The organism is Lelliottia sp. JS-SCA-14 (assembly GCF_035593345.1).
In the GTDB taxonomy this organism is placed as follows: domain Bacteria; phylum Pseudomonadota; class Gammaproteobacteria; order Enterobacterales; family Enterobacteriaceae; genus Enterobacter; species Enterobacter wanjuensis.
In genome coordinates this window covers 4,109,983-4,129,821 of sequence record NZ_CP141606.1, presented here as the reverse complement: position 1 = coordinate 4,129,821, position 19,839 = coordinate 4,109,983, and the positions used below count along the sequence as shown (strand labels likewise).

Below are 19,839 nucleotides of genomic sequence, written 5' to 3'. Positions count from 1 at the left end.
ACTTAAGCCGTTAAATACTTCATCCTTCAAGTTGTCTCTGCGTTAGCTTCGTTCTCGAATCCTGGTCATGTACTTATGTACACTCCCAGGCATTCGTTCACTTGCTGCCTTGATACAACTTGAATGATTTTGTCTTTCGTTTATTTCTTGGCCAGTTCCTGGTTTAACATCCAGAGTTCCCGGCGTTCTTCGCTGCTTAAGCCGTGAGTTCGCTCGCGAGCAATCAACTCTTCCTGGCGCAGTTCAAGCATCGAATCAAACATATGGTTAAGTGAGTCGGTGAACGTTTTTTCTGCAATGTCCTTATCTGCTATATCGTCCCACATCGACAGTTTTTCAAGGGTGGCGGCCTCTTTTGTGCCGCGATAGTGCTCCAAAAGCTGGCCGGTCGTCAGACCAGGCTGCGACAAACAGGTGCTGACCAGTTCTGAAAACAGGCCAAGTCCTGGCAGCTTTTCATGATTCAAACCCGCGAGTGGCGGCACTTGCGGTGCCAGCTCTGGGTTTTGCACCAGTAACCCTATCAGTATACGCATGGTTGTGCGTTTTAGCTGTGGCGCGGGGCGAACCGCACCGTTTTCCGCCAGTTTAGGCATTAAACGTTCAAGCTGGCTGTCATCCAGAATGCCGAGCTTGTTGCCGAGCTCCTGACGCAGGTAAATGCGCAGCGTCTCGCCAGGGACCTGAGAAATCAGCGGCAGGGCCAGCGTACTCAGCTGAGCGCGCCCGTCCGGGGTACTCAAATCCACCTGCGGCATCAGGCTGTTAAACAAAAACGTGGAGAGCGGCTGAGCCTGCTCCATCCGCGCTTCAAACGCCGCTTTGCCCTCTTTACGCACCAGCGTATCCGGGTCTTCACCGTCGGGCAGGAACATAAAGCGCAGCTGGCGCCCGTCGGTCATATAAGGTAGTGCAGTTTCCAGCGCGCGCCAGGCGGCGTCGCGTCCGGCTCGGTCACCGTCGTAACAACAGATGACGTTATTCGTCGCCCGGAACAGGAGCTGAATGTGGTCGGCGGTGGTGGACGTTCCCAACGACGCTACCGCGTAGTTGATGTCGTACTGCGCCAGCGCGACCACGTCCATATAGCCTTCGACCACCAGTAAACGCCGGGGTTCAGCGTTATCCTGCTGGGCTTCATAAAGGCCATACAGCTGGCGACCTTTGTGGAAAATATCGGTTTCCGGGGAGTTGAGGTATTTCGGCATGCCGTCACCCAGCACGCGCCCACCAAAACCAATCACCCGGCCTCGCTTATCGCGAATGGGGAACATCACCCGCTCGCGGAAGCGGTCGTAACTTCTTCCCTGATCGTTTGTCACCAGCATTCCGGCGTCGATCAGAGATTGACGATCTTCGCTATTGCCACCAAAACGCTTTAACACGTTGTCCCAACCGGGCGGGGCGTAACCAATAGCGAAACGCGCAATGACTTCGTCGCTTAAACCGCGTCGGGTCAGATACTGACGCGCAGGTTCAGCTACTTTTTGCTTAAGAGACTGTTGGTAAAACGAATTCAGACCGTCCATCAGCTGGTAAAGCGTTTGTCGTTGATGACGCTCTATCTGACTCGGACCGCTGCCTGCTTCGTAAGGCACTTCAAGGTTGTGCATCGCCGCCAGTTCTTCGACGGTTTCCACGAACTCGAGCTTGTCGTAGTTCATCAGGAAGTCGACGGCATTACCGTGTGCGCCACAGCCAAAGCAGTGGTAAAACTGTTTTTCACCGTTTACGGTGAAAGAGGGGGTTTTTTCGTTATGGAACGGACAGCACGCATGGTAGTTCTTGCCCTGCTTTTTGAGCTTTACCCGCGCGTCGATGAGATCGACGATGTCGGTTCTGGCCAGCAGGTCATTGATAAAAACGCGTGGGATTCGTCCAGCCATAGGCCCCGTAATTACACTTCATCCTTCAAACTGTCTCTGCGTTGGCTGCGTTCGTTCACCCCTGTCACTTACTTAAGTAAGCTCCGGGGATTCACTCACTTGCCGCCTTGATACAGTGTGAATGATTTTGTGTAAGTGCTGATTCATAAACGAAAATAAGCCGCGCATTCCTTCCGGAAGCACGGCCTTACGACTATAACTCAGTCTGACCATTGAGGGCGTGCGCCCTCAACAGATTAGTACAGACGAGTACGGCGTGCGTTTTCGCGAGCCAGTTTCTTCGCGTGACGTTTCACAGCAGAAGCTTTAGCGCGTTTACGTTCGGTAGTCGGTTTTTCATAGAACTCACGACGACGAACTTCCGCCAGAACACCTGCTTTCTCGCATGAACGCTTGAAGCGACGCAGTGCTACGTCGAACGGCTCGTTTTCACGTACTTTAATTACCGGCATGTAACTCTCACCTTTGATAAATTCGGTTTGCCGCTGGCATCGGCGCCAGCTTATTTCAAAATGGTGCGGAATTTTACTGCAACTAATGCTGCTTTGTAAAGCACCAATGCCGTTTTTGAACGGGACTTTTGTAAGGGGTGAGAGTATACACGAACTCACCCCTCAGGGTATACATCGACCCGCATTCGCCCTACACTGCGCGGTATTGAAAAGAGGTAAATTAAGCCATGCGTGTACTGGGTATTGAAACATCCTGCGATGAAACCGGCATCGCCATTTACGACGACGAAAAAGGTCTGTTAGCCAACCAACTGTATAGTCAGGTGAAATTGCACGCTGATTACGGCGGAGTGGTGCCTGAACTGGCGTCGCGCGATCACGTGCGCAAAACGGTTCCCCTGATTCAGGCGGCGCTGAAAGAGTCCGGATTGACCGCAAAAGATATCGATGCGGTGGCCTATACCGCCGGTCCGGGTCTGGTCGGCGCACTGTTGGTCGGGGCGACAGTCGGGCGTTCTTTGGCGTTCGCGTGGGATGTTCCGGCGATTGCGGTTCACCATATGGAAGGGCACCTTCTGGCACCAATGCTGGAAGAGAATCCGCCTGAGTTTCCGTTCGTAGCGCTGCTGGTTTCCGGCGGTCATACCCAGCTAATCAGCGTAACCGGCATTGGTGAGTACGAGCTGCTCGGCGAGTCCATCGATGACGCCGCCGGTGAAGCTTTCGATAAAACCGCCAAACTGCTGGGCCTGGATTATCCTGGCGGCCCAATGCTGTCGAAACTGGCGTCGCAGGGTGTTGAGAAACGCTTTGTTTTCCCGCGCCCGATGACCGATCGCCCAGGGCTGGATTTCAGCTTTTCGGGCCTGAAAACCTTCGCGGCGAACACCATTCGTAATAATGAAAACGACGATCAGACCCGCGCGGATATCGCTCGTGCGTTTGAAGATGCGGTGGTGGATACGCTGATGATCAAGTGCAAACGTGCGCTGGATCAGACCGGCTTTAAGCGTCTGGTGATGGCGGGGGGCGTGAGCGCCAACCGCACGCTGCGTGCGAAGCTGGCGGAGATGATGCAAAAACGTCGCGGCGAAGTGTTTTACGCGCGTCCGGAGTTTTGCACCGATAACGGCGCGATGATTGCCTACGCGGGCATGGTGCGTGCGAAAGCGGGCGCGACGGCGGATTTGAGCGTTTCCGTGCGTCCACGCTGGCCGCTGGCGGAGTTGCCTGCTGCATAAGTGCGGTCTGTATTGCCCGGTGGCGCTGCGCTTACCGGGCCTACAAAACCTTAGGCAAAACCCGCTAAACCCTCAACATCCCTTTCACTTCCAGAAATTCAATAATCCTCGCCAGGCCGTCGCCTGCTTTCAGGTTGGTAAAGGTCCATGGACGTTCCCCGCGCATCCGGTTGGTGTCGCTTTCCATGACTTCCAGAGATGCCCCCACGTACGGTGCCAGATCCGTTTTGTTGATCACCAGGAAATCCGATTTGGTGATCCCCGGTCCGCCTTTGCGCGGGATCTTTTCGCCCTCGGCGACGTCAATCACGTAGATCGTCAGATCCGCCAGCTCCGGACTAAAGGTGGCGCTGAGATTATCCCCGCCGCTCTCGACAAAAATCAGATCCAGATTGCCGAACTTCTCGCTTAACGCTTCCACCGCCGCGAGATTCATCGAGGCATCTTCGCGGATCGCCGTATGCGGGCAGCCGCCTGTTTCCACGCCGACAATGCGTTCCGGCTCCAGCGCCCCCGCTTCCGTCAGGATGCGCTGATCCTCTTTGGTGTAGATGTCGTTGGTCACGACGGCCAGCTGGTATGTGTCGCGCATCGCTTTGCACAGCGCTTCGAGCAGGGCGGTTTTTCCCGAACCGACCGGGCCACCGACGCCCACGCGCAGGGGATGTTTGTAATCAGCCATAAAAAAATCCTCAGGATCGGAATAACCGTGAATATTGGTTTTCGTGACGCGCCGAGGCGATGGCCGAGAGCGGCGTCGCCGCCCCCAGTTCGTCATCGCTGCGCGCCCACGCCTGACCGAGCTTTTCAGCAAAATGGTCGCTTAATTCGATAATCAACTGCTGGGCCGCCTGCTGGCCAAAGGGCACCAGCTTCACACCCGCCATCACCGCGCTCTCTATCCAGCTGTAGCCGAGACTCAGGGCCAGGGCATGAGCGTCGATTTTCCAGCGCACGCCGAGCCACGCCATGCCGCACAGCTGGCTCTGTGAAAAGAGCGGCAGCCAGTCGGGTGGACAGTCAGGCTCCCAGCTCTTAATCAGCCGGGTAAAAGCCGCGCCGCGATTGCGCTCCTCTTCGCGCAGTTCGCGCGTTTCCCGGCAGGCGAGCAGGTACGCCGTCCAGCGTTTTGCGGCGGCGAAGTCGTTCTGCTCGCAGGCGCGATACAGGCGCAGAAACAGCGGCAAATCGACGCACAAAAAACTCTGCTCCATCTGCTGAATCTGCCAGTGGCTGAACTCTGCCACCGTAGTGATCCAGCCTGCTTCCACCGCCCACTCGAGCCCCTGGGACCAGGTGAACGAGCCGACCGGCAGGCTGCTGCTGGAGAGCTGCATCAGGCGTAACTGCTGGCGGTTGTGCTCCATTCGTTCAGCGCGCCTTAATGGGAATGGGCGTGCGAGTGACCCTGGGCTTCACTTGTGTAGGCCCCGGCTTCCGGCTCAAACGGCAGATGCGCAAAAGTTACGTCGAGATCGAACTGGCGCAGCATGTCGTCGAGGACGTGATCGTGGTGATAGCGCAGTTCGCCGGGCATGATTTGCAGCGGCACATGGCGATTGCCAAGGTGATAGCAGGCGCGGGCGAGCAGATACGGGTCGGCGCAGCGCACCACCGACACGGACTCCGGCGCGGCGATCACTTCGATCACCTCCAGGCCGTCGTCGGTGGTGAGCAGATCGCCGCCTCGCAGCAAAAGCCCGCGCGGTAGCATCAGGCCCGCTTCGCGCCCATCGTTCAACTCCACGCGGGCGCGGCTTTTCACCCGCACATCAATCGGCAGGGTCACGCTGGCGGTGACCGGGTGGGCGTGATCAAGGCGTTGGGTTAAGTAGATCATTATCTCTCCTCAGAACAGGAAATAGCGTTGCGCCATCGGCAGGACGTCTGCCGGTTCGCTGGTGATCAGTTCGCCGTCAACGCGTACCTCATAGGTTTGCGCGTCGACGGTGATGTTCGGCTGCAGGCTGTTGTGGATCATGTCGGCTTTTTTCACCGTCCGGCAGCCCTTCACTACGGCAATAGCGCTTTGTAAATTGAGCTGCTGGGGAATGCCGTTCGCGGCGGCGGCCTGGGAGACAAAGGTCAGGCGCGTGGCGTGACGTGCTGCCCCGAGGGATCCAAACATCGGGCGATAGTGCACCGGCTGCGGCGTGGGGATCGAGGCGTTGATATCCCCCATCGGCGCGCAGGCGATCATCCCGCCTTTGACGATCGTGGCCGGTTTGACGCCAAAAAACGCCGGGGACCAGACCACCAGATCCGCCAGTTTTCCCGCTTCAATCGAGCCGACTTCGTGGGCGATGCCGTGGGTCAGCGCCGGGTTGATGGTGTATTTGGCGACGTAGCGTTTAACGCGGAAGTTGTCGTTATCCCCGGACTCTTCCGCAAGCGGTCCGCGCTGCACCTTCATGCGGTGCGCCACCTGCCAGGTGCGGATAATCACTTCACCCACGCGGCCCATCGCCTGGGAATCGGACGAAGTCAGGGAGAAGGCGCCGATATCATGCAACACATCTTCGGCGGCAATGGTTTCGCGGCGAATGCGCGATTCGGCAAAGGCCACGTCCTCGGCGATATCCGGATCAAGATGGTGGCAAACCATCAGCATATCGAGGTGCTCGTCGATGGTATTGACCGTGTACGGCAGCGTCGGGTTGGTGGAGGAGGGCAAAATGTTCGGGTGCGCGCAGGCGGTAATAATATCCGGCGCATGGCCGCCGCCCGCCCCTTCGGTATGGAAGGTGTGAATGGTTCGCCCGCCGATGGCTGCCAGCGTATCTTCGACAAACCCGCCTTCATTGAGGGTGTCGCTGTGCAGCGCCACCTGAATGTCCATCTCTTCGGCAACCTCCAGCGAGCAGTTGATCGCCGCTGGCGTTGAGCCCCAGTCTTCGTGAATTTTCAGGCCGATCGCGCCCGCCGCGACCTGTTCGCGCAGGGCGTCAGGATTGGACGCGTTGCCTTTGCCCAGCAGACCGATATTCACCGGCAGGGTGTCGGCGGCCTGCAACATTCGCGCGATATACCATGGCCCCGGTGTGCAGGTGGTGGCGTTGGTGCCCGCCGCCGGACCGGTGCCGCCGCCAATCATCGTCGTCACGCCGGAGACCAGCGCCTCTTCCGCCTGCTGCGGACAGATCCAGTGGATGTGGGTGTCGATCCCACCGGCGGTGACGATCTTGCCTTCGGCGGCGATCACCTCTGTCGCCGCGCCGATCGGGATCGTCACGCCGGGCTGAATATCCGGATTTCCGGCTTTGCCGATGGCGAAGATCCTGCCGTCTTTGACGCCGATATCGGCCTTCACGATCCCCCAGTGATCGACGATCAGCGCGTTGGTCAGCACCAGGTCTACACAGTCCTGAGCGGTCATCTGCCCCTGGCCCATGCCGTCGCGGATCACTTTTCCGCCGCCGAATTTGACCTCTTCACCGTAAATCGTCAGATCGTTTTCCACCTCGATCCACAGCTCGGTGTCGGCCAGCCGCACTTTATCGCCCGTCGTCGGACCAAACATGTCAGCATACGCCTGCCGCGAAATCTCAGCCATTGTTCTCCTCCAGACGACCCATCACTTCGCCGCGAAAACCAAACACCCGCTGTGCCCCGGCGATCAGCACCAGCGTCACCTCGCGCTTTTGCCCCGGTTCGAAACGCACGGCGGTGCCTGCCGGAATGTTCAGGCGATAGCCTTTGGTCGCTTCGCGATCGAATTTCAGCGCCGGATTGACTTCGTAAAAATGGTAATGGGATCCGACCTGGATCGGGCGGTCGCCGTGGTTTTCGACGATCGTGCGCTGGGTTTTGCGCCCGACGTTGAGGGTGATCTGGCCGGGTTTAATCTGGTATTCGCCTGGGATCATCGTTCCCCCTCAAAGGATCGGATTGTGGACGGTGACGAGCTTGGAGCCGTCCGGGAAAGTGGCTTCCACCTGAATATCCGGGATCATCTCCGGCACGCCCTCCATCACCTGCGCGCGCGTCAGGACATGGCGGCCCGCTTCCATCAGCTCCGCCACGGTTTGTCCGTCGCGCGCGCCTTCCATAATGAAGGCGCTGATCAGCGCGACCGATTCCGGGTAGTTGAGTTTGACGCCGCGCGCGAGGCGGCGCTCCGCGACCAGCGCGGCGGTAAACAGCAACAGCTTGTCTTTTTCTCTGGGGGTCAGTTCCATAGGGTTCTCTTAGGTCTGCCAGATTCGGGGGGCGTGGGGCACTTTGGCGGTAACAAACGGTCGCAGGTACTGCCAGATGTCGCGCATCGCCTGCTGGCAAATCAGGTTGTCGTGAGAGAGAAAACGCACCGACAGTAGGCCGTCGGTGAGGGTCGCACCGGCAAAATGTTCAAGCGGCGTGAGGCGCTCGCGCACGCCGTCCAGCAGGGTGTCGCTCGCCGGATAACAGAGCAGGGTGCCGATCCACGGGTGATTCGCAACCGGGGTTAAATCGCCATCGACCAGATGCTGGCGCTCAATGAGCAGCGGTACGTCGTCGAGCCATACCTCCAGTCGGCTGTCGAGCCTGCCGTGGCTGAAGGTCTCGCCGATCACCGGGCGGCCCAGGCACAGCAACTCCCAGGCCAGCAACGTACTGGAGTGATGCAGATGGAATACGGAGCGAAGCCGGGCGTTCGCACCGGGGAAGAAAATGGTGTCCTGCGGCAGCCACTCAAGCGTCGCGTTCTCTTCAATGAAAAATCGTTGATTGAGAAGGGCCGGCGCGCCCTGGCTACGATAGAACTTGCTGGCACCCGGCATGGTGATGAGCGCATGGCTATCCGCGGCCAGTTCGACCGAAATATCGAGCGAATCGCCGCCGACAATCCCACCGGGCGGGTGCAATAAATAGAGATGACAGGTTTCGTCTTCGGGATAAAAAGGGCGTTGAACGGTGAGCGGGCCGACGTGTCGCGCCGAGTGCAGGATGGTTTTTTCAGGGGTGTGGCGAAACTGCAACGCAAGCGATGCCTGCCAGCCTTTATACGCGTTATCAGTGACCTGGGTTGCTAACATGCTGCATCCATCCGCTCGCCATTTACTGCTTCAGTATGCCCTGGCAGAAATGAACCTTGTCATATGAGACGCTTATGGATGGAGGCGTAAAACCCGAATTACTCCGGGTCTTTTTTCTTTCTCTTCAACTTGGTCCAGATTTTGGTTTCCTGGCGACGCCACAGACGCTGGATGTTGTCGTGATGACGCAGGAGAATCAGGCAGGAGAGCATGGAAACGGGGAAGGTAAACTGGGGTTTAAACCACCAGACATAGAACGGGGCGATCAGCGCGCTGACAATCGCGCCCAGCGACGAATAGCCGCTCAACAACACGCTCAGCAGCCAGGTGCCTGCCATTACGCCGGTTAAATCCCAGCCGATGGGGGCAATCGCGCCGAACGCGGTGGCGACGCCTTTGCCGCCTTTAAAACCAAAGAATACCGGCCAGATGTGGCCCAGACAGGCGGCGATGGCAATAAGCCCCAGCCAGAACGGCGTCACGCCCAGAGCATAAGCGCCCCAGACGGGTAACATCCCTTTCAGAACATCAAAGATCAATACCGCTACGGCTGCTCCCTTGCCGCCAATTCGTAATACATTGGTCGCCCCTGGATTCCCGGATCCGCTGACGCGAGGGTCAGGCAATCCGGCGATGCGGCAGACCAGAATGGCGCTGGAGATTGAGCCGCAAAGGTAAGCGAGGAAGATCATTCCAGGCGCGATTGCACTCATAACGCTGTTCCGTTTTGAAAATGTATCTGTATTCTCTGCATCTGTGGATAATACGCATAATTCGCCGGAAGTGGTATCCGGTTTAGCCAAAAACCAGGCAGGTCGTGATGGATATTGTATTTATAGAGCAACTTTCGGTAATCACCACAATTGGTGTTTACGACTGGGAACAGACCATCGAGCAGAAGCTGGTGTTCGATATCGAAATGGGCTGGGATAACCGTCTCGCCGCAAAAAGTGATGATGTCAAAGACTGCCTGAGCTATGCCGATATCAGCGAAACGGTAGTGAAGCATGTCGAAGGACAACGTTTTGCACTGGTGGAGCGTGTGGCAGAAGAGGTGGCCGATCTGCTGTTAAGCCGTTTCAACTCGCCGTGGGTGCGCATTAAACTCAGCAAACCGGGGGCCGTGGCGCGTGCTGCCAACGTTGGCGTGATCATCGAGCGTGGCACAAATCTTAAAGCAAAGATTTAACGTCATAAATGCTAAACCATTTTTAGATATACAGGTCTTAAAGCTGTCTCTTTCACGGCGTCCATTGTGGTGCGCCGTTTTTTACATTTTTAGAAGGGTTAATAGATGAGCGATATACACTCGCTGCTGGTGGCGGCAATACTGGGTGTGGTCGAAGGATTGACGGAATTTTTGCCCGTTTCCAGTACCGGACACATGATCATCGTCGGTCATTTGCTCGGTTTCGAAGGTGAAACGGCAAAGACCTTTGAAGTGGTGATTCAGCTGGGCTCCATTCTGGCCGTGGTGGTGATGTTCTGGCGTCGCCTGTTTGGGCTTATCGGCATTCACTTTGGCCGTCCGCCGCAGCACGAAGGTGAGGGTAAAGGCCGTCTGACGCTGATTCACATCCTGCTCGGTATGGTGCCGGCGGTGGTGCTGGGGCTGATTTTCCACGACACGATCAAATCGCTGTTTAACCCGATTAACGTGATGTACGCGCTGGTGGTTGGCGGTGTGCTGCTGATTGCCGCCGAACTGCTGAAACCGAAAGAGCCGAAAGCGCCGGGTCTGGACGACATGACCTACCGTCAGGCGTTTATGATTGGCTGCTTCCAGTGTCTGGCGCTCTGGCCGGGCTTTTCCCGTTCAGGGGCGACGATTTCCGGCGGGATGCTGATGGGTGTGAGTCGCTACGCGGCGTCCGAGTTCTCGTTCCTGCTGGCGGTGCCAATGATGATGGGTGCGACCGCGCTGGATCTCTATAAGAGTTACCACTTCCTGACGGCGGGCGATATCCCGATGTTCGCCGTGGGCTTTGTGACCGCGTTCCTGGTCGCGCTGGTGGCGATCAAAACCTTCCTGCAGATCATCAAACGTATTTCCTTCATTCCGTTTGCGATCTACCGCTTCATCGTGGCAGCGGCCGTTTACGTGGTCTTCTTCTGAGCCACTGCCCTCAGTCTTTCGGCTGAGGGCAACGCGTTTCCTTCCAGTCTGTTACGGCCTGAATCCGGCGTTTGGTTAACTCGTCGCGGATTGCCGGGCCTTTAAATCCAGCTTCCACCACCGCTTTCGTCGGCACCGCTTTCGCAATTTCCCAGGCTTCACGCAGCAAACGGCCCTGCGGATAATCACAGGCTTCAAAACCGGTGCGCCCGCGCACGTCCGCTTCGCTGGTGAGCGCGATCTGCTCGACGCGCTGCGGTTTGCGCCAGGCGTCAATGCTGTCGAACAGCTTGACGATGGTGGCCGGTTTCAGGATCGGGAAGGTGTGGATCAGGTCGTGGAATTCAGCGACCAGTTTTGCCAGATCGCGGATCTCGTTGGGCACCCGCAGGCGCAGGCAGATGTTTTCCACCAGTTTGACGCCCGCCGGGCCGTGCCCGTGATGACGAGGCCAAAGCGCTTTCGGGGTTAAGCCTTTACCCAGATCGTGACAGAGCGTGGCGAAACGTACGTCCACCTCCGGGCTGAGCATCGCCGCCATGCTTAAGGTCATCAGGGTATGAATACCGGTATCGATTTCCGGATGCCACTTCGCCGGGGCCGGAACGCCAAACAGGGCGTCGATCTCCGGGAACAGTACCTTCAGCGCGCCGCAGTCGCGGAGCACCTGGAAAAAGACCTGCGGATTGCGCGTCGTGAGGGCGTTTTCCGTCTCTTTCCACACCCGTTCCGGCGTGAGATGTTCCAGCTCGCCCGCGTCGGTCATGGCGGTCATTAAGGCCATGGTTTCATCGGCAATGCGGAAACTCAGATGGGCGTAGCGGGCAGCAAAACGCGCCACGCGCAGGACGCGGAGCGGGTCTTCAGAGAAGGCCGGGGAGACGTGGCGTAAAATTCGGTTTTGCAGATCGGCCTGGCCGCCGTAGGCATCGACGATCTGGCCGTCATCGTCCTGCGCCAGGGCGTTGATGGTCAGATCGCGGCGCAGCAGATCCTGCTCCAGCGTGACGTCCGGCGCGGCATAGCAGGTAAAACCGGTATAACCGAAACCGGCTTTACGCTCCGTGCGCGCCAGGGCGTACTCTTCGCGGCTTTTAGGGTGAAGAAACACGGGAAAATCGCGGCCTACCTGCTGGTAGCCCGCGTTAAGCATCTCTTCGGGCGTGGCACCCACCACAACCCAGTCTTTATCTTTGACCGGCAGACCTAACAACGCATCACGAACCGCACCACCGACCAGATAAATCTTCACGCCTGAACTCCCGAATTCTCTTTTGACCAGATAATACGTAAGTCTGGCAGAGAAGACGAATTAGTTCATCCAGCGATCTTTACGCTTACGGCTCGGGATCAGATGTGGCAGCACCAGACCGAGGAACAGACCCACGCCCAGCACGCCACCGCCATACATAAACCACTGCATAATGATGGTGCGCTGTTTGTCATCGAGCTGCAGATTGGCGGCGCTCACTTTCTTCTGCGCCACAATCAGCTCGTTTTTCAGCTTCTGGTTCTCTTCTTTCAGGCCGTTGATCACGCTGTCGCTCTGGGCCACTTTCTGCTGCATTTCGGCCGTGCGCTGGTTCCAGGTGGTGTCGATGTTGGTCAGTTTGTCGGTCAGGGTTTTGACCTGATTTTCCAGATCCGGCACGCGGGTGCGCAGGCTAGGCACATTACTCAGCTGTTTAAGCGGGATCCACGACGTACGGCCCGTGCTGTCGCGCACCTGACCGTAATTACTGTCCTGATTTGTCTGTAACAGAACCACTTCCTCGCCGGCATTCACCGTGCCCACGAGGCGATAATTGTCTCCAGGGCCGCTACGTACCCAGGTGTTTAATTCGTCAGAAACATAACGTTTCTCTTCAGCATGGACCGCGGTCGCGGCGCTGAAAGCAAGTAAAGTCAGTCCAATCAGGCGTAATTTAAGCATCATTAGTCGTTATTTTCATAAAAAGTGGAACGATAGTAGTGGCAACAGTGTCTCCACGCAAAGCATTCGCATCAGCTATCGGAATCATCTGTGCCACCGCGTTAAACTTTTACGCCCGTCAAATTGCTCATTGCGTGGCAATTTGGCGCAAAATACTATGTACTGACAAACAAATGGCGAGGAAGTTCGCCTTCATTGACGCGGCTGTGACGCAACCGAAAGTACAGGGCTATGGCACAAGAAATCGAACTAAAATTTATCGTCGAAAAGGGCAGCGTCGATGCGCTGCGAACCCATCTGAATCAGCTGAACGCTGAACATCACGAACCGGTTCAACTCCTTAATATCTATTACGAAACCGCCGATAACTGGCTGCGTAGCCATGATATGGGGCTGCGCATTCGTGGCGCGAATGGGCGCTACGAGATGACGATGAAAATTGCCGGGCGTGTGGTCGGCGGTTTACATCAGCGCCCTGAATATAATATCGACATTGAAAAACCAGAACTTGAATTGAGTCGACTTCCGGCAGACGTCTGGCCGAACGGCGAACTGCCGGACGGGCTGTCAGACCAGGTGCAGCCGCTGTTCAGCACCGATTTCTGGCGCGAAAAGTGGCTGGTGAACGAAGGGAAAAGTCGCATTGAGATTGCCCTCGATCTGGGCGAAGTGAAAGCGGGCGAGTTCCAGGAGCCGATTTGCGAGCTGGAACTTGAACTGCTGGAAGGCAACGCCGACGACGTGCTGAAGCTGGCGCGTAAGCTGGTGGGCCAGTCTGGCCTGCGTCAGGGCAGCCTCAGCAAAGCCGCGCGCGGGTACCATCTGGCGGCGGGCAATGCGCCGCGTCAGGTGAAAGCCACCACCCTTCTGCACGTGGCACCCAAATCCAGCGTCGAGCAGGGGCTGGAAGCCTCGCTGGAGCTGGCTCTGAGCCAGTGGCAATACCACGAAGAGCTGTGGGTGCGCGGCGTGAGCGAAGCGAAAAAACATGTGATTGCGGCGATGGGCCTGGTGCGCAGTACCCTGACCCTGTTTGGCGGTGTGGTGCCGCGTAAAGCGAGCGCTCACTTACGTGATTTCCTGACCCAGACCGAAACCCTGATGGCGACGGACGTCTCTGCTGAGACGGCGGTCTACAGCCCGCAAACTGCAGCCGCCAAACTGGCGTTGACTGAGTTTCTGGTGACGCGCGGCTGGCAGCGTTTTCTGGATGACAAAACCCAGAAGAAAATCGCCGACTCATTCAAGCGTTTCGCCGATACGCATCTCTCCCGCAGCAACTCGGAGCTGAAAACCATTTTTGACCGCCCGCTTGGCGATCAGTACAGCGATCAGCTGGTGCGTCTGAACCGCGATATCGACAGCGTTCTGCTGCTGGCGGGGAGCTATGACGGCCCGAAAGCGCAGGCGTGGCTGGAGAACTGGCAGGGGCTTCGCCATGCCATTGAAACGCGCCAGCGTATTGAAATTGAACATTTCCGCAATGAGGCTATTTCGCAAGAGCCGTTCTGGCTGCACAGCGGAAAACGTTAACTCAGGCAAGGAACCCGATAATGCCGCTTTCTTCACAGCTCACGCAGCACTGGCAGACGGTTTGTGCGCGTCTGCCGGAATCATTACCCGCCGACTCACTCAGTGAGCAGGCGCAGCAAGTGCTTACTTTTAGTGATTTTGTCCAGGAGAGCATCACCGCGAATCCTGACTGGCTGGCTGAACTGGAAGCGGCACCGCCGCAGGCCGACGAGTGGCAGCACTATGCGCAGTGGCTGAGCGACGCGCTGGCAGAGGTGAACGATGAGCCGACGCTGATGCGCGTTTTGCGCCAGTTCCGCCGCCGCGTGATGGTGCGTATCGCCTGGGCGCAGTCGCTGGAGCTGGTGAGCGAAGAGAGCACCCTGCAGCAACTTAGCGTTCTTGCAGAAACGCTGATTGTGGCCGCGCGCGACTGGCTGTACGACGCCTGCTGCAAAGAGTGGGGCACGCCGTGCAGCGAAGAGGGCACGCCGCAGCCGCTGATGATTTTGGGCATGGGGAAACTGGGCGGCGGCGAGCTGAATTTCTCGTCGGATATCGACCTGATCTTCGCCTGGCCGGAAAAGGGCGCAACCCGCGGCGGACGCCGCGAGCTCGATAACGCGCAGTTCTTTACCCGCCTCGGTCAGCGGCTGATTAAGGCGCTGGACCAGCCGACTCAGGACGGTTTCGTCTATCGCGTGGATATGCGCCTGCGTCCGTTCGGCGACAGCGGTCCGCTGGTGCTGAGCTTTGCCGCGCTGGAAGATTATTACCAGGAGCAGGGCCGCGACTGGGAGCGCTACGCGATGGTGAAAGCGCGGATCATGGGCGATAACGGCGACGTTTACGCCGATGAGCTGCGCGCCATGCTGCGCCCGTTCGTTTTCCGCCGCTATATCGATTTCAGCGTCATTCAGTCCCTGCGCAACATGAAAGGGATGATTGCCCGCGAGGTGCGTCGTCGGAGCCTGAAAGACAACATCAAACTCGGCGCGGGCGGTATCCGTGAAATTGAGTTTATCGTTCAGGTCTTCCAGCTGATCCGCGGCGGGCGCGAGCCGTCCCTGCAATCCCGTTCGCTGCTCCCGACGCTGAACGCCATCGAACAACTGCATTTACTGCCGGAAGGCGATGCACAAACCCTGCACGATGCCTATCTCTATTTGCGTCGTCTCGAAAACCTGCTGCAAAGTATCAACGACGAACAGACCCAGACCCTGCCGGGCGACGATCTCAACCGGGCGCGTCTGGCCTGGGGGATGCGCGTTGACGACTGGCAAAAACTGACCGAACAGCTCGACGCCCATATGGCGGGCGTGCGGCGGATCTTCAACGATTTGATTGGCGATGACGAAGCCGAATCGGCGGACGATACCCTGTCCGAACACTGGCGCGAACTGTGGCAGGATGCGCTGCAGGAGGACGACACCACGCCGGTGCTGGCGCATTTGAGCGATGACGACCGCCATCGCGTGGTGGCGCTCATCGCAGATTTTCGCATGGAAATGAACAAACGCGCCATCGGGCCGCGCGGGCGACAGGTGCTCGATCACCTGATGCCGCATCTGCTGAGCAACGTCTGCTCGCGGGCGGATGCGCCGATCCCGCTATCGCGCCTGACGCCGCTGCTCACCGGGATTATCACCCGCACGACTTATCTTGAACTCCTGAGCGAATTCCCCGGCGCGCTCAAACACCTGATTTCGCTCTGCGCCGCGTCGCCGATGGTGGCCAGTAAACTCGCGCGCTATCCGCTGCTGCTGGACGAACTGCTCGACCCGAATACGCTCTATCAGCCGACGGCGATGGATGCCTATCGCGATGAGCTGCGCCAGTATCTGCTGCGTGTGCCGGAAGAGGACGAAGAGCAACAGCTCGAGGCGCTGCGCCAGTTTAAGCAGGCGCAGATGCTGCGCGTGGCGGCGGCGGATATCGCCGGAACCCTGCCCGTGATGAAAGTCAGCGACCATCTCACCTGGCTTGCGGAAGCGATCATCGACGCGGTGGTCCAGCAGGCCTGGGGGCAGATGGTGGTGCGCTACGGCCAGCCGAAACATCTGGCGGATCGCGAAGGCCGCGGTTTTGCCGTGGTCGGCTACGGCAAACTGGGCGGCTGGGAGCTGGGTTACAGCTCCGATCTGGATCTGATCTTCCTTCACGATTGCCCGGTTGATGTCATGACCGACGGCGAGCGGGAAATCGACGGGCGTCAGTTCTACCTGCGCCTGGCGCAGCGCATTATGCACCTCTTCAGCACCCGAACGTCGTCCGGGATTTTGTACGAAGTGGATGCAAGACTGCGTCCGTCCGGCGCGGCGGGCATGTTAGTCACTTCCACTGAATCTTTTGCGGATTATCAGCAAAACGAGGCATGGACGTGGGAGCATCAGGCGCTGGTGCGCGCTCGCGTGGTGTACGGCGATCCGCAGCTGAAAACGCAGTTCGACGCGATTCGCCGCGATGTCCTGACCGCGACGCGCGAGGGCGAAAAGTTGCAGACCGACGTGCGCGAAATGCGCGAGAAAATGCGCGCCCATCTGGGCAACAAACATCGCGATCGCTTTGATATCAAAGCCGATGAGGGCGGGATCACCGATATCGAGTTTATTACCCAGTACCTGGTGCTCCGTCATGCGCATGACAAGCCGAAGCTGACGCGCTGGTCTGATAACGTGCGCATTCTGGAACTGCTGGCGCAAAACGACATTATGGATGAGCAGGAAGCGCAGGCGTTGACCCACGCTTACACCACGCTGCGCGATGAATTGCATCATCTGGCGTTACAGGAACAGCCGGGCCATGTGGCGCCGGAATGTTTTAACATCGAGCGAGAACGTGTTCGTACCAGCTGGCAGAAGTGGCTGGTGGAGCCGTGCGTATCGAAACAAGTGTGATATTATCGCGCGCAAATTGTGAATCTTTCTGGAGTCAGGAATGAAAGTAACACTGCCAGAGTTTGAACGTGCTGGGGTTATGGTTGTCGGTGATGTGATGCTGGACCGCTACTGGTACGGGCCAACCAGCCGCATCTCGCCGGAAGCCCCGGTCCCGGTCGTTAAGGTCGATACCATTGAAGAGCGTCCTGGCGGCGCGGCCAACGTGGCGATGAACATTGCTTCTCTCGGCGCGCATTCCCGTCTGGTCGGGCTGACCGGCATTGATGATGCGGCGCGCGCGCTCAGCAAAACGCTGACCGAAGTCAACGTGAAATGCGACTTCGTTTCCGTGCCGACGCATCCGACCATCACCAAACTGCGCGTGCTCTCCCGCAACCAGCAGCTGATCCGCCTCGACTTTGAAGAAGGTTTTGAAGGCGTCGATCCTGAGCCGCTGCACGAGCGTATCGCACAGGCGCTGGGCAATATCGGCGCGCTGGTGCTGTCTGACTACGCCAAAGGCGCGCTCGCCAGCGTACAGCAGATGATCCAGCTGGCGCGTAAAGCGGGCGTTCCGGTGCTGATCGACCCGAAAGGGACCGATTTCGAGCGCTATCGCGGTGCGACGCTGCTGACGCCAAACCTGTCTGAGTTTGAAGCGGTGGCGGGTAAGTGCAAAAACGAAGAAGAGATCGTTGAACGCGGGATGAAAATCATCGCCGATTTCGACTTCTCCGCGCTGCTGGTGACGCGCTCTGAGCAGGGCATGACGCTGCTGCAGCCGGGCAAGCCACCGCTGCATATGCCGACCCAGGCACAGGAAGTTTACGACGTGACCGGTGCGGGCGATACGGTGATTGGCGTGCTGGCGGCAACGCTGGCGGCGGGCAATTCCCTCGAAGAAGCTTGCTACTTCGCGAACGCGGCGGCGGGCGTGGTTGTCGGTAAACTCGGGACGTCTACCGTGTCACCGATCGAGCTGGAAAACGCGGTGCGCGGTCGTGCGGATACCGGTTTTGGCGTGATGAGTGAAGACGAGCTGAAAACCGCCGTCGCGGCGGCGCGTAAGCGCGGCGAGAAAGTGGTGATGACCAACGGCGTGTTCGACATTCTGCACGCGGGCCACGTTTCGTATCTGGCGAATGCGCGCAAGCTCGGCGATCGCCTGATTGTCGCGGTGAACAGCGATGCATCGACCAAACGTCTGAAGGGCGAAACGCGTCCGGTGAATCCGCTGGAGCAGCGCATGATTGTGCTCGGCGCGCTGGAAGCCGTCGACTGGGTTGTCTCCTTTGAAGAAGACACGCCGCAGCGTCTGATTGCCGGCATCCTGCCGGATCTGCTGGTGAAAGGCGGCGATTATAAGCCAGAGCAGATTGCGGGTAGCGAAGAGGTCTGGGCCAATGGCGGCGAAGTGATGGTGCTCAACTTTGAGGACGGGTGTTCAACCACCAACATCATTAAGAAGATCCAGAAGGATAGTCAGTAACAAAAGCCCGGTGGCGCTTTTTCGCCGGGTGGCGGCTGCGCCTTACCCGGCCTACGGTTTTGTAGGCCCGGTAAGCGAAGTGTATGACCGGATACATAGGTGACAGATCAGACCGGGAACATAGGTAACACTTTCTAGTCTATCCGGACCACACTCTCGGTTTTTCGGTCGTAGTACGCAAGCGTTATTCCATTAAAGATGATGGCCTCCAGGCCATCATCCTGTTCTTCCAGCATAATGCATTCGCCAGTCAGGGCTTCACTCAGGAACACCGTCCCCTTTTTACCCATATACAGCGTGCCCCTCGATTTGACTCTGTACACCATACCCCCTGCCGGATAAGCGTATTCAGGAACCCTGCCATCCCACTGCCGGCCTGAGGGTTGCCACACCGTTCCGGGCGTTGCGCCCGCCAGGGCTTCATGCGGCCTTTCGTAGTTAAACTCTTCCCGGTAATGGCTGAACCAGCGCTGCTGCTCTTCCATCGTCATGAAGGTATTGCCATGCCGCAGGGCGCTCTTCAGCGAACGGTGCATGCGTTCATGACGTCCGTTCTCCTCCGGATGTCCCAGCCGGATACGCTCCGGCCTGACACCCAGCTTTATCAGCCAGACCGCAAGACGGCTTAATCCGGCGATACCCGTCCCGGCGAACGGCTGGCCGTTGTCGGTTCTGAGCACATCCGGGAGCCCGTATTCCAGGAACGCCTCCGTCAGGCACTGTCGGACGAACGGCTCGCTCTCCCGGTCTGTTCCGCGACAGCTCAGGAGATACCGGCTGTGGTTATCGGTCAGGGTGAAGGGATGGCAGTACTCCCTGCTCAGCAGTCTGAACTTGCCTTTAAAATCAGCGCTCCAGACCTGATTGTTTTCACTGACCCTGGTCAGCGGCTGACGATTTCCCGGTGTCCTGCGCTTACGTTTTTTATCCGGTACGAGGCCTTCGCGTTTGAGGATATCGCCGATGGTGCTGGCCGCGGGCACGGTAAAATCGACAGCGTGGTTGAGACACCACATCCGCAGTTTTTTAGGCCCCCAGTCCGGGTGTTTTTGCCGTAATGCCGTCAGATAACCGGCGATGTCATCCGGGACAGAGCGGGACGAGGAGTGGGGTGCCCGCGAGCGGTCGAAGAGCGAGGAAGGGTCAGAAGGTTCGAAGCGCTGAAGCCACTTGTAGCCGGTTTTGCGGCTGATGCCGAAGAGACGGCAAAGGGCAGAAAAGGAGTCCGCGCCTGCATGGCAGGCACGGATAAATTCAAGGCGTTGCATAGGTCGGGTCTCAGTCCAGGGCATAGTGAGTCTCCTCTTCTATGCCAG

General features: G+C 58.1%; 19 protein-coding genes. 6 read left to right on the top strand and 13 right to left on the bottom strand.

What is annotated here, in order from left to right; translation table 11 throughout:
- Positions 1-140 precede the first annotated feature (140 nt).
- A complete protein-coding gene (dnaG, locus tag U9O48_RS19230) occupies positions 141-1,886 on the bottom strand; it encodes a DNA primase (RefSeq protein WP_285148253.1) in 1,746 nt (581 codons plus the stop codon).
- A gap of 236 nt (positions 1,887-2,122) precedes the next feature.
- Positions 2,123-2,338, bottom strand: a complete 216-nt coding sequence (gene rpsU, locus U9O48_RS19225) for a 30S ribosomal protein S21 (protein WP_001144069.1) — start codon at positions 2,336-2,338, stop codon at positions 2,123-2,125.
- Positions 2,339-2,565: 227 nt separating this feature from the next.
- Between rpsU and tsaD the strand changes: the two genes are divergently transcribed.
- Complete coding sequence (gene tsaD, locus U9O48_RS19220; RefSeq protein ID WP_282494271.1) at positions 2,566-3,579, top strand: tRNA (adenosine(37)-N6)-threonylcarbamoyltransferase complex transferase subunit TsaD; 1,014 nt, start codon at positions 2,566-2,568, stop codon at positions 3,577-3,579.
- A gap of 64 nt (positions 3,580-3,643) precedes the next feature.
- Here tsaD and ureG read toward each other — a convergent pair whose 3' ends face one another.
- From ureG to plsY, 8 genes are all read right to left on the bottom strand, one after another.
- A complete protein-coding gene (gene ureG / locus U9O48_RS19215; RefSeq protein ID WP_285145545.1) occupies positions 3,644-4,261 on the bottom strand; it encodes an urease accessory protein UreG in 618 nt (205 codons plus the stop codon).
- A 10-nt stretch (positions 4,262-4,271) separates the two neighbouring features.
- Positions 4,272-4,946 carry an urease accessory protein UreF gene (locus U9O48_RS19210; RefSeq protein ID WP_285158793.1) on the bottom strand — a complete coding sequence of 225 codons (675 nt, stop codon included), beginning with the start codon at positions 4,944-4,946 and terminating at the stop codon, positions 4,272-4,274.
- Positions 4,947-4,960: 14 nt separating this feature from the next.
- Positions 4,961-5,419, bottom strand: a complete 459-nt coding sequence (gene ureE / locus U9O48_RS19205) for an urease accessory protein UreE (protein WP_285158792.1) — start codon at positions 5,417-5,419, stop codon at positions 4,961-4,963.
- Between the two features lie 9 nt (positions 5,420-5,428).
- Positions 5,429-7,132 carry an urease subunit alpha gene (ureC, locus tag U9O48_RS19200; RefSeq protein WP_285158791.1) on the bottom strand — a complete coding sequence of 568 codons (1,704 nt, stop codon included), beginning with the start codon at positions 7,130-7,132 and terminating at the stop codon, positions 5,429-5,431.
- Positions 7,125-7,445 (bottom strand): urease subunit beta, encoded by a 321-nt coding sequence (locus U9O48_RS19195; RefSeq protein WP_324723019.1) that lies wholly within the window; start codon positions 7,443-7,445, stop codon positions 7,125-7,127. The genes ureC and U9O48_RS19195 overlap by 8 nt, the downstream gene beginning before the upstream one ends.
- A 9-nt stretch (positions 7,446-7,454) precedes the next feature.
- On the bottom strand, positions 7,455-7,757 hold the full coding sequence (locus U9O48_RS19190; RefSeq protein ID WP_039031754.1) for an urease subunit gamma: 303 nt from the start codon (positions 7,755-7,757) through the stop codon (positions 7,455-7,457).
- Between the two features lie 9 nt (positions 7,758-7,766).
- Entirely contained in the window at positions 7,767-8,594 is an 828-nt protein-coding gene (locus U9O48_RS19185; RefSeq protein ID WP_324723017.1) for an urease accessory protein UreD, read from the bottom strand.
- A 98-nt stretch (positions 8,595-8,692) separates the two neighbouring features.
- The gene (plsY, locus tag U9O48_RS19180) at positions 8,693-9,307 is read right to left on the bottom strand and encodes a glycerol-3-phosphate 1-O-acyltransferase PlsY (RefSeq protein ID WP_282494279.1); all 615 of its coding nucleotides are present in this window, start codon (positions 9,305-9,307) and stop codon (positions 8,693-8,695) included.
- A 107-nt stretch (positions 9,308-9,414) separates the two neighbouring features.
- On the opposite strand from plsY, the gene folB reads away from it, so the two are divergent.
- Together folB and bacA are read left to right on the top strand one after the other, a co-directional pair.
- Complete coding sequence (folB, locus tag U9O48_RS19175) at positions 9,415-9,783, top strand: bifunctional dihydroneopterin aldolase/7,8-dihydroneopterin epimerase (RefSeq protein WP_282494280.1); 369 nt, start codon at positions 9,415-9,417, stop codon at positions 9,781-9,783.
- Positions 9,784-9,888: 105 nt separating this feature from the next.
- Positions 9,889-10,710, top strand: a complete 822-nt coding sequence (gene bacA, locus U9O48_RS19170) for an undecaprenyl-diphosphate phosphatase (RefSeq protein ID WP_282494281.1) — start codon at positions 9,889-9,891, stop codon at positions 10,708-10,710.
- A 10-nt stretch (positions 10,711-10,720) separates the two neighbouring features.
- On the opposite strand, the gene U9O48_RS19165 is transcribed toward bacA, so the two are convergent.
- Together U9O48_RS19165 and U9O48_RS19160 are read right to left on the bottom strand one after the other, a co-directional pair.
- Positions 10,721-11,962: a multifunctional CCA addition/repair protein gene (locus tag U9O48_RS19165; protein ID WP_324723016.1), complete on the bottom strand. Its 1,242-nt coding sequence runs from the start codon at positions 11,960-11,962 to the stop codon at positions 10,721-10,723.
- 60 nt (positions 11,963-12,022) lie between these two features.
- Positions 12,023-12,643, bottom strand: coding sequence for a TIGR04211 family SH3 domain-containing protein (locus tag U9O48_RS19160; RefSeq protein ID WP_282494496.1), 621 nt, complete (start codon positions 12,641-12,643; stop codon positions 12,023-12,025).
- 231 nt (positions 12,644-12,874) lie between these two features.
- Between U9O48_RS19160 and U9O48_RS19155 the strand changes: the two genes are divergently transcribed.
- The 3 genes from U9O48_RS19155 to hldE are packed head-to-tail and all read left to right on the top strand — an operon-like array spanning position 12,875 to position 18,523.
- A complete protein-coding gene (locus tag U9O48_RS19155) occupies positions 12,875-14,176 on the top strand; it encodes an inorganic triphosphatase (RefSeq protein ID WP_324723015.1) in 1,302 nt (433 codons plus the stop codon).
- 20 nt (positions 14,177-14,196) lie between these two features.
- Positions 14,197-17,052: a bifunctional [glutamate--ammonia ligase]-adenylyl-L-tyrosine phosphorylase/[glutamate--ammonia-ligase] adenylyltransferase gene (glnE, locus tag U9O48_RS19150; RefSeq protein ID WP_324723014.1), complete on the top strand. Its 2,856-nt coding sequence runs from the start codon at positions 14,197-14,199 to the stop codon at positions 17,050-17,052.
- Positions 17,053-17,092: 40 nt separating this feature from the next.
- On the top strand, positions 17,093-18,523 hold the full coding sequence (gene hldE, locus U9O48_RS19145) for a bifunctional D-glycero-beta-D-manno-heptose-7-phosphate kinase/D-glycero-beta-D-manno-heptose 1-phosphate adenylyltransferase HldE (RefSeq protein ID WP_282494285.1): 1,431 nt from the start codon (positions 17,093-17,095) through the stop codon (positions 18,521-18,523).
- Positions 18,524-18,657: 134 nt separating this feature from the next.
- Here hldE and U9O48_RS19140 read toward each other — a convergent pair whose 3' ends face one another.
- Positions 18,658-19,815 (bottom strand): DDE-type integrase/transposase/recombinase, encoded by a 1,158-nt coding sequence (locus tag U9O48_RS19140; protein ID WP_324723013.1) that lies wholly within the window; start codon positions 19,813-19,815, stop codon positions 18,658-18,660.
- Positions 19,816-19,839 lie beyond the last annotated feature (24 nt).

Bases quoted from the DNA above. Each gene is read 5' to 3' on its own strand.
- ureC (WP_285158791.1), bottom strand. From the start codon at position 7,132: ATGGCTGAGATTTCGCGGCAGGCGTATGCTGACATGTTTGGTCCGACG.
- U9O48_RS19140 (WP_324723013.1), bottom strand. From the start codon at position 19,815: ATGCCCTGGACTGAGACCCGACCTATGCAACGCCTTGAATTTATCCGT.
- glnE (WP_324723014.1), top strand. From the start codon at position 14,197: ATGCCGCTTTCTTCACAGCTCACGCAGCACTGGCAGACGGTTTGTGCG.
- U9O48_RS19210 (WP_285158793.1), bottom strand. From the start codon at position 4,946: ATGGAGCACAACCGCCAGCAGTTACGCCTGATGCAGCTCTCCAGCAGC.
- ureG (WP_285145545.1), bottom strand. From the start codon at position 4,261: ATGGCTGATTACAAACATCCCCTGCGCGTGGGCGTCGGTGGCCCGGTC.
- dnaG (WP_285148253.1), bottom strand. From the start codon at position 1,886: ATGGCTGGACGAATCCCACGCGTTTTTATCAATGACCTGCTGGCCAGA.
- U9O48_RS19160 (WP_282494496.1), bottom strand. From the start codon at position 12,643: ATGCTTAAATTACGCCTGATTGGACTGACTTTACTTGCTTTCAGCGCC.
- bacA (WP_282494281.1), top strand. From the start codon at position 9,889: ATGAGCGATATACACTCGCTGCTGGTGGCGGCAATACTGGGTGTGGTC.
- folB (WP_282494280.1), top strand. From the start codon at position 9,415: ATGGATATTGTATTTATAGAGCAACTTTCGGTAATCACCACAATTGGT.
- U9O48_RS19190 (WP_039031754.1), bottom strand. From the start codon at position 7,757: ATGGAACTGACCCCCAGAGAAAAAGACAAGCTGTTGCTGTTTACCGCC.
- plsY (WP_282494279.1), bottom strand. From the start codon at position 9,307: ATGAGTGCAATCGCGCCTGGAATGATCTTCCTCGCTTACCTTTGCGGC.
- ureE (WP_285158792.1), bottom strand. From the start codon at position 5,419: ATGATCTACTTAACCCAACGCCTTGATCACGCCCACCCGGTCACCGCC.
- tsaD (WP_282494271.1), top strand. From the start codon at position 2,566: ATGCGTGTACTGGGTATTGAAACATCCTGCGATGAAACCGGCATCGCC.
- U9O48_RS19185 (WP_324723017.1), bottom strand. From the start codon at position 8,594: ATGTTAGCAACCCAGGTCACTGATAACGCGTATAAAGGCTGGCAGGCA.
- U9O48_RS19155 (WP_324723015.1), top strand. From the start codon at position 12,875: ATGGCACAAGAAATCGAACTAAAATTTATCGTCGAAAAGGGCAGCGTC.
- hldE (WP_282494285.1), top strand. From the start codon at position 17,093: ATGAAAGTAACACTGCCAGAGTTTGAACGTGCTGGGGTTATGGTTGTC.
- rpsU (WP_001144069.1), bottom strand. From the start codon at position 2,338: ATGCCGGTAATTAAAGTACGTGAAAACGAGCCGTTCGACGTAGCACTG.
- U9O48_RS19195 (WP_324723019.1), bottom strand. From the start codon at position 7,445: ATGATCCCAGGCGAATACCAGATTAAACCCGGCCAGATCACCCTCAAC.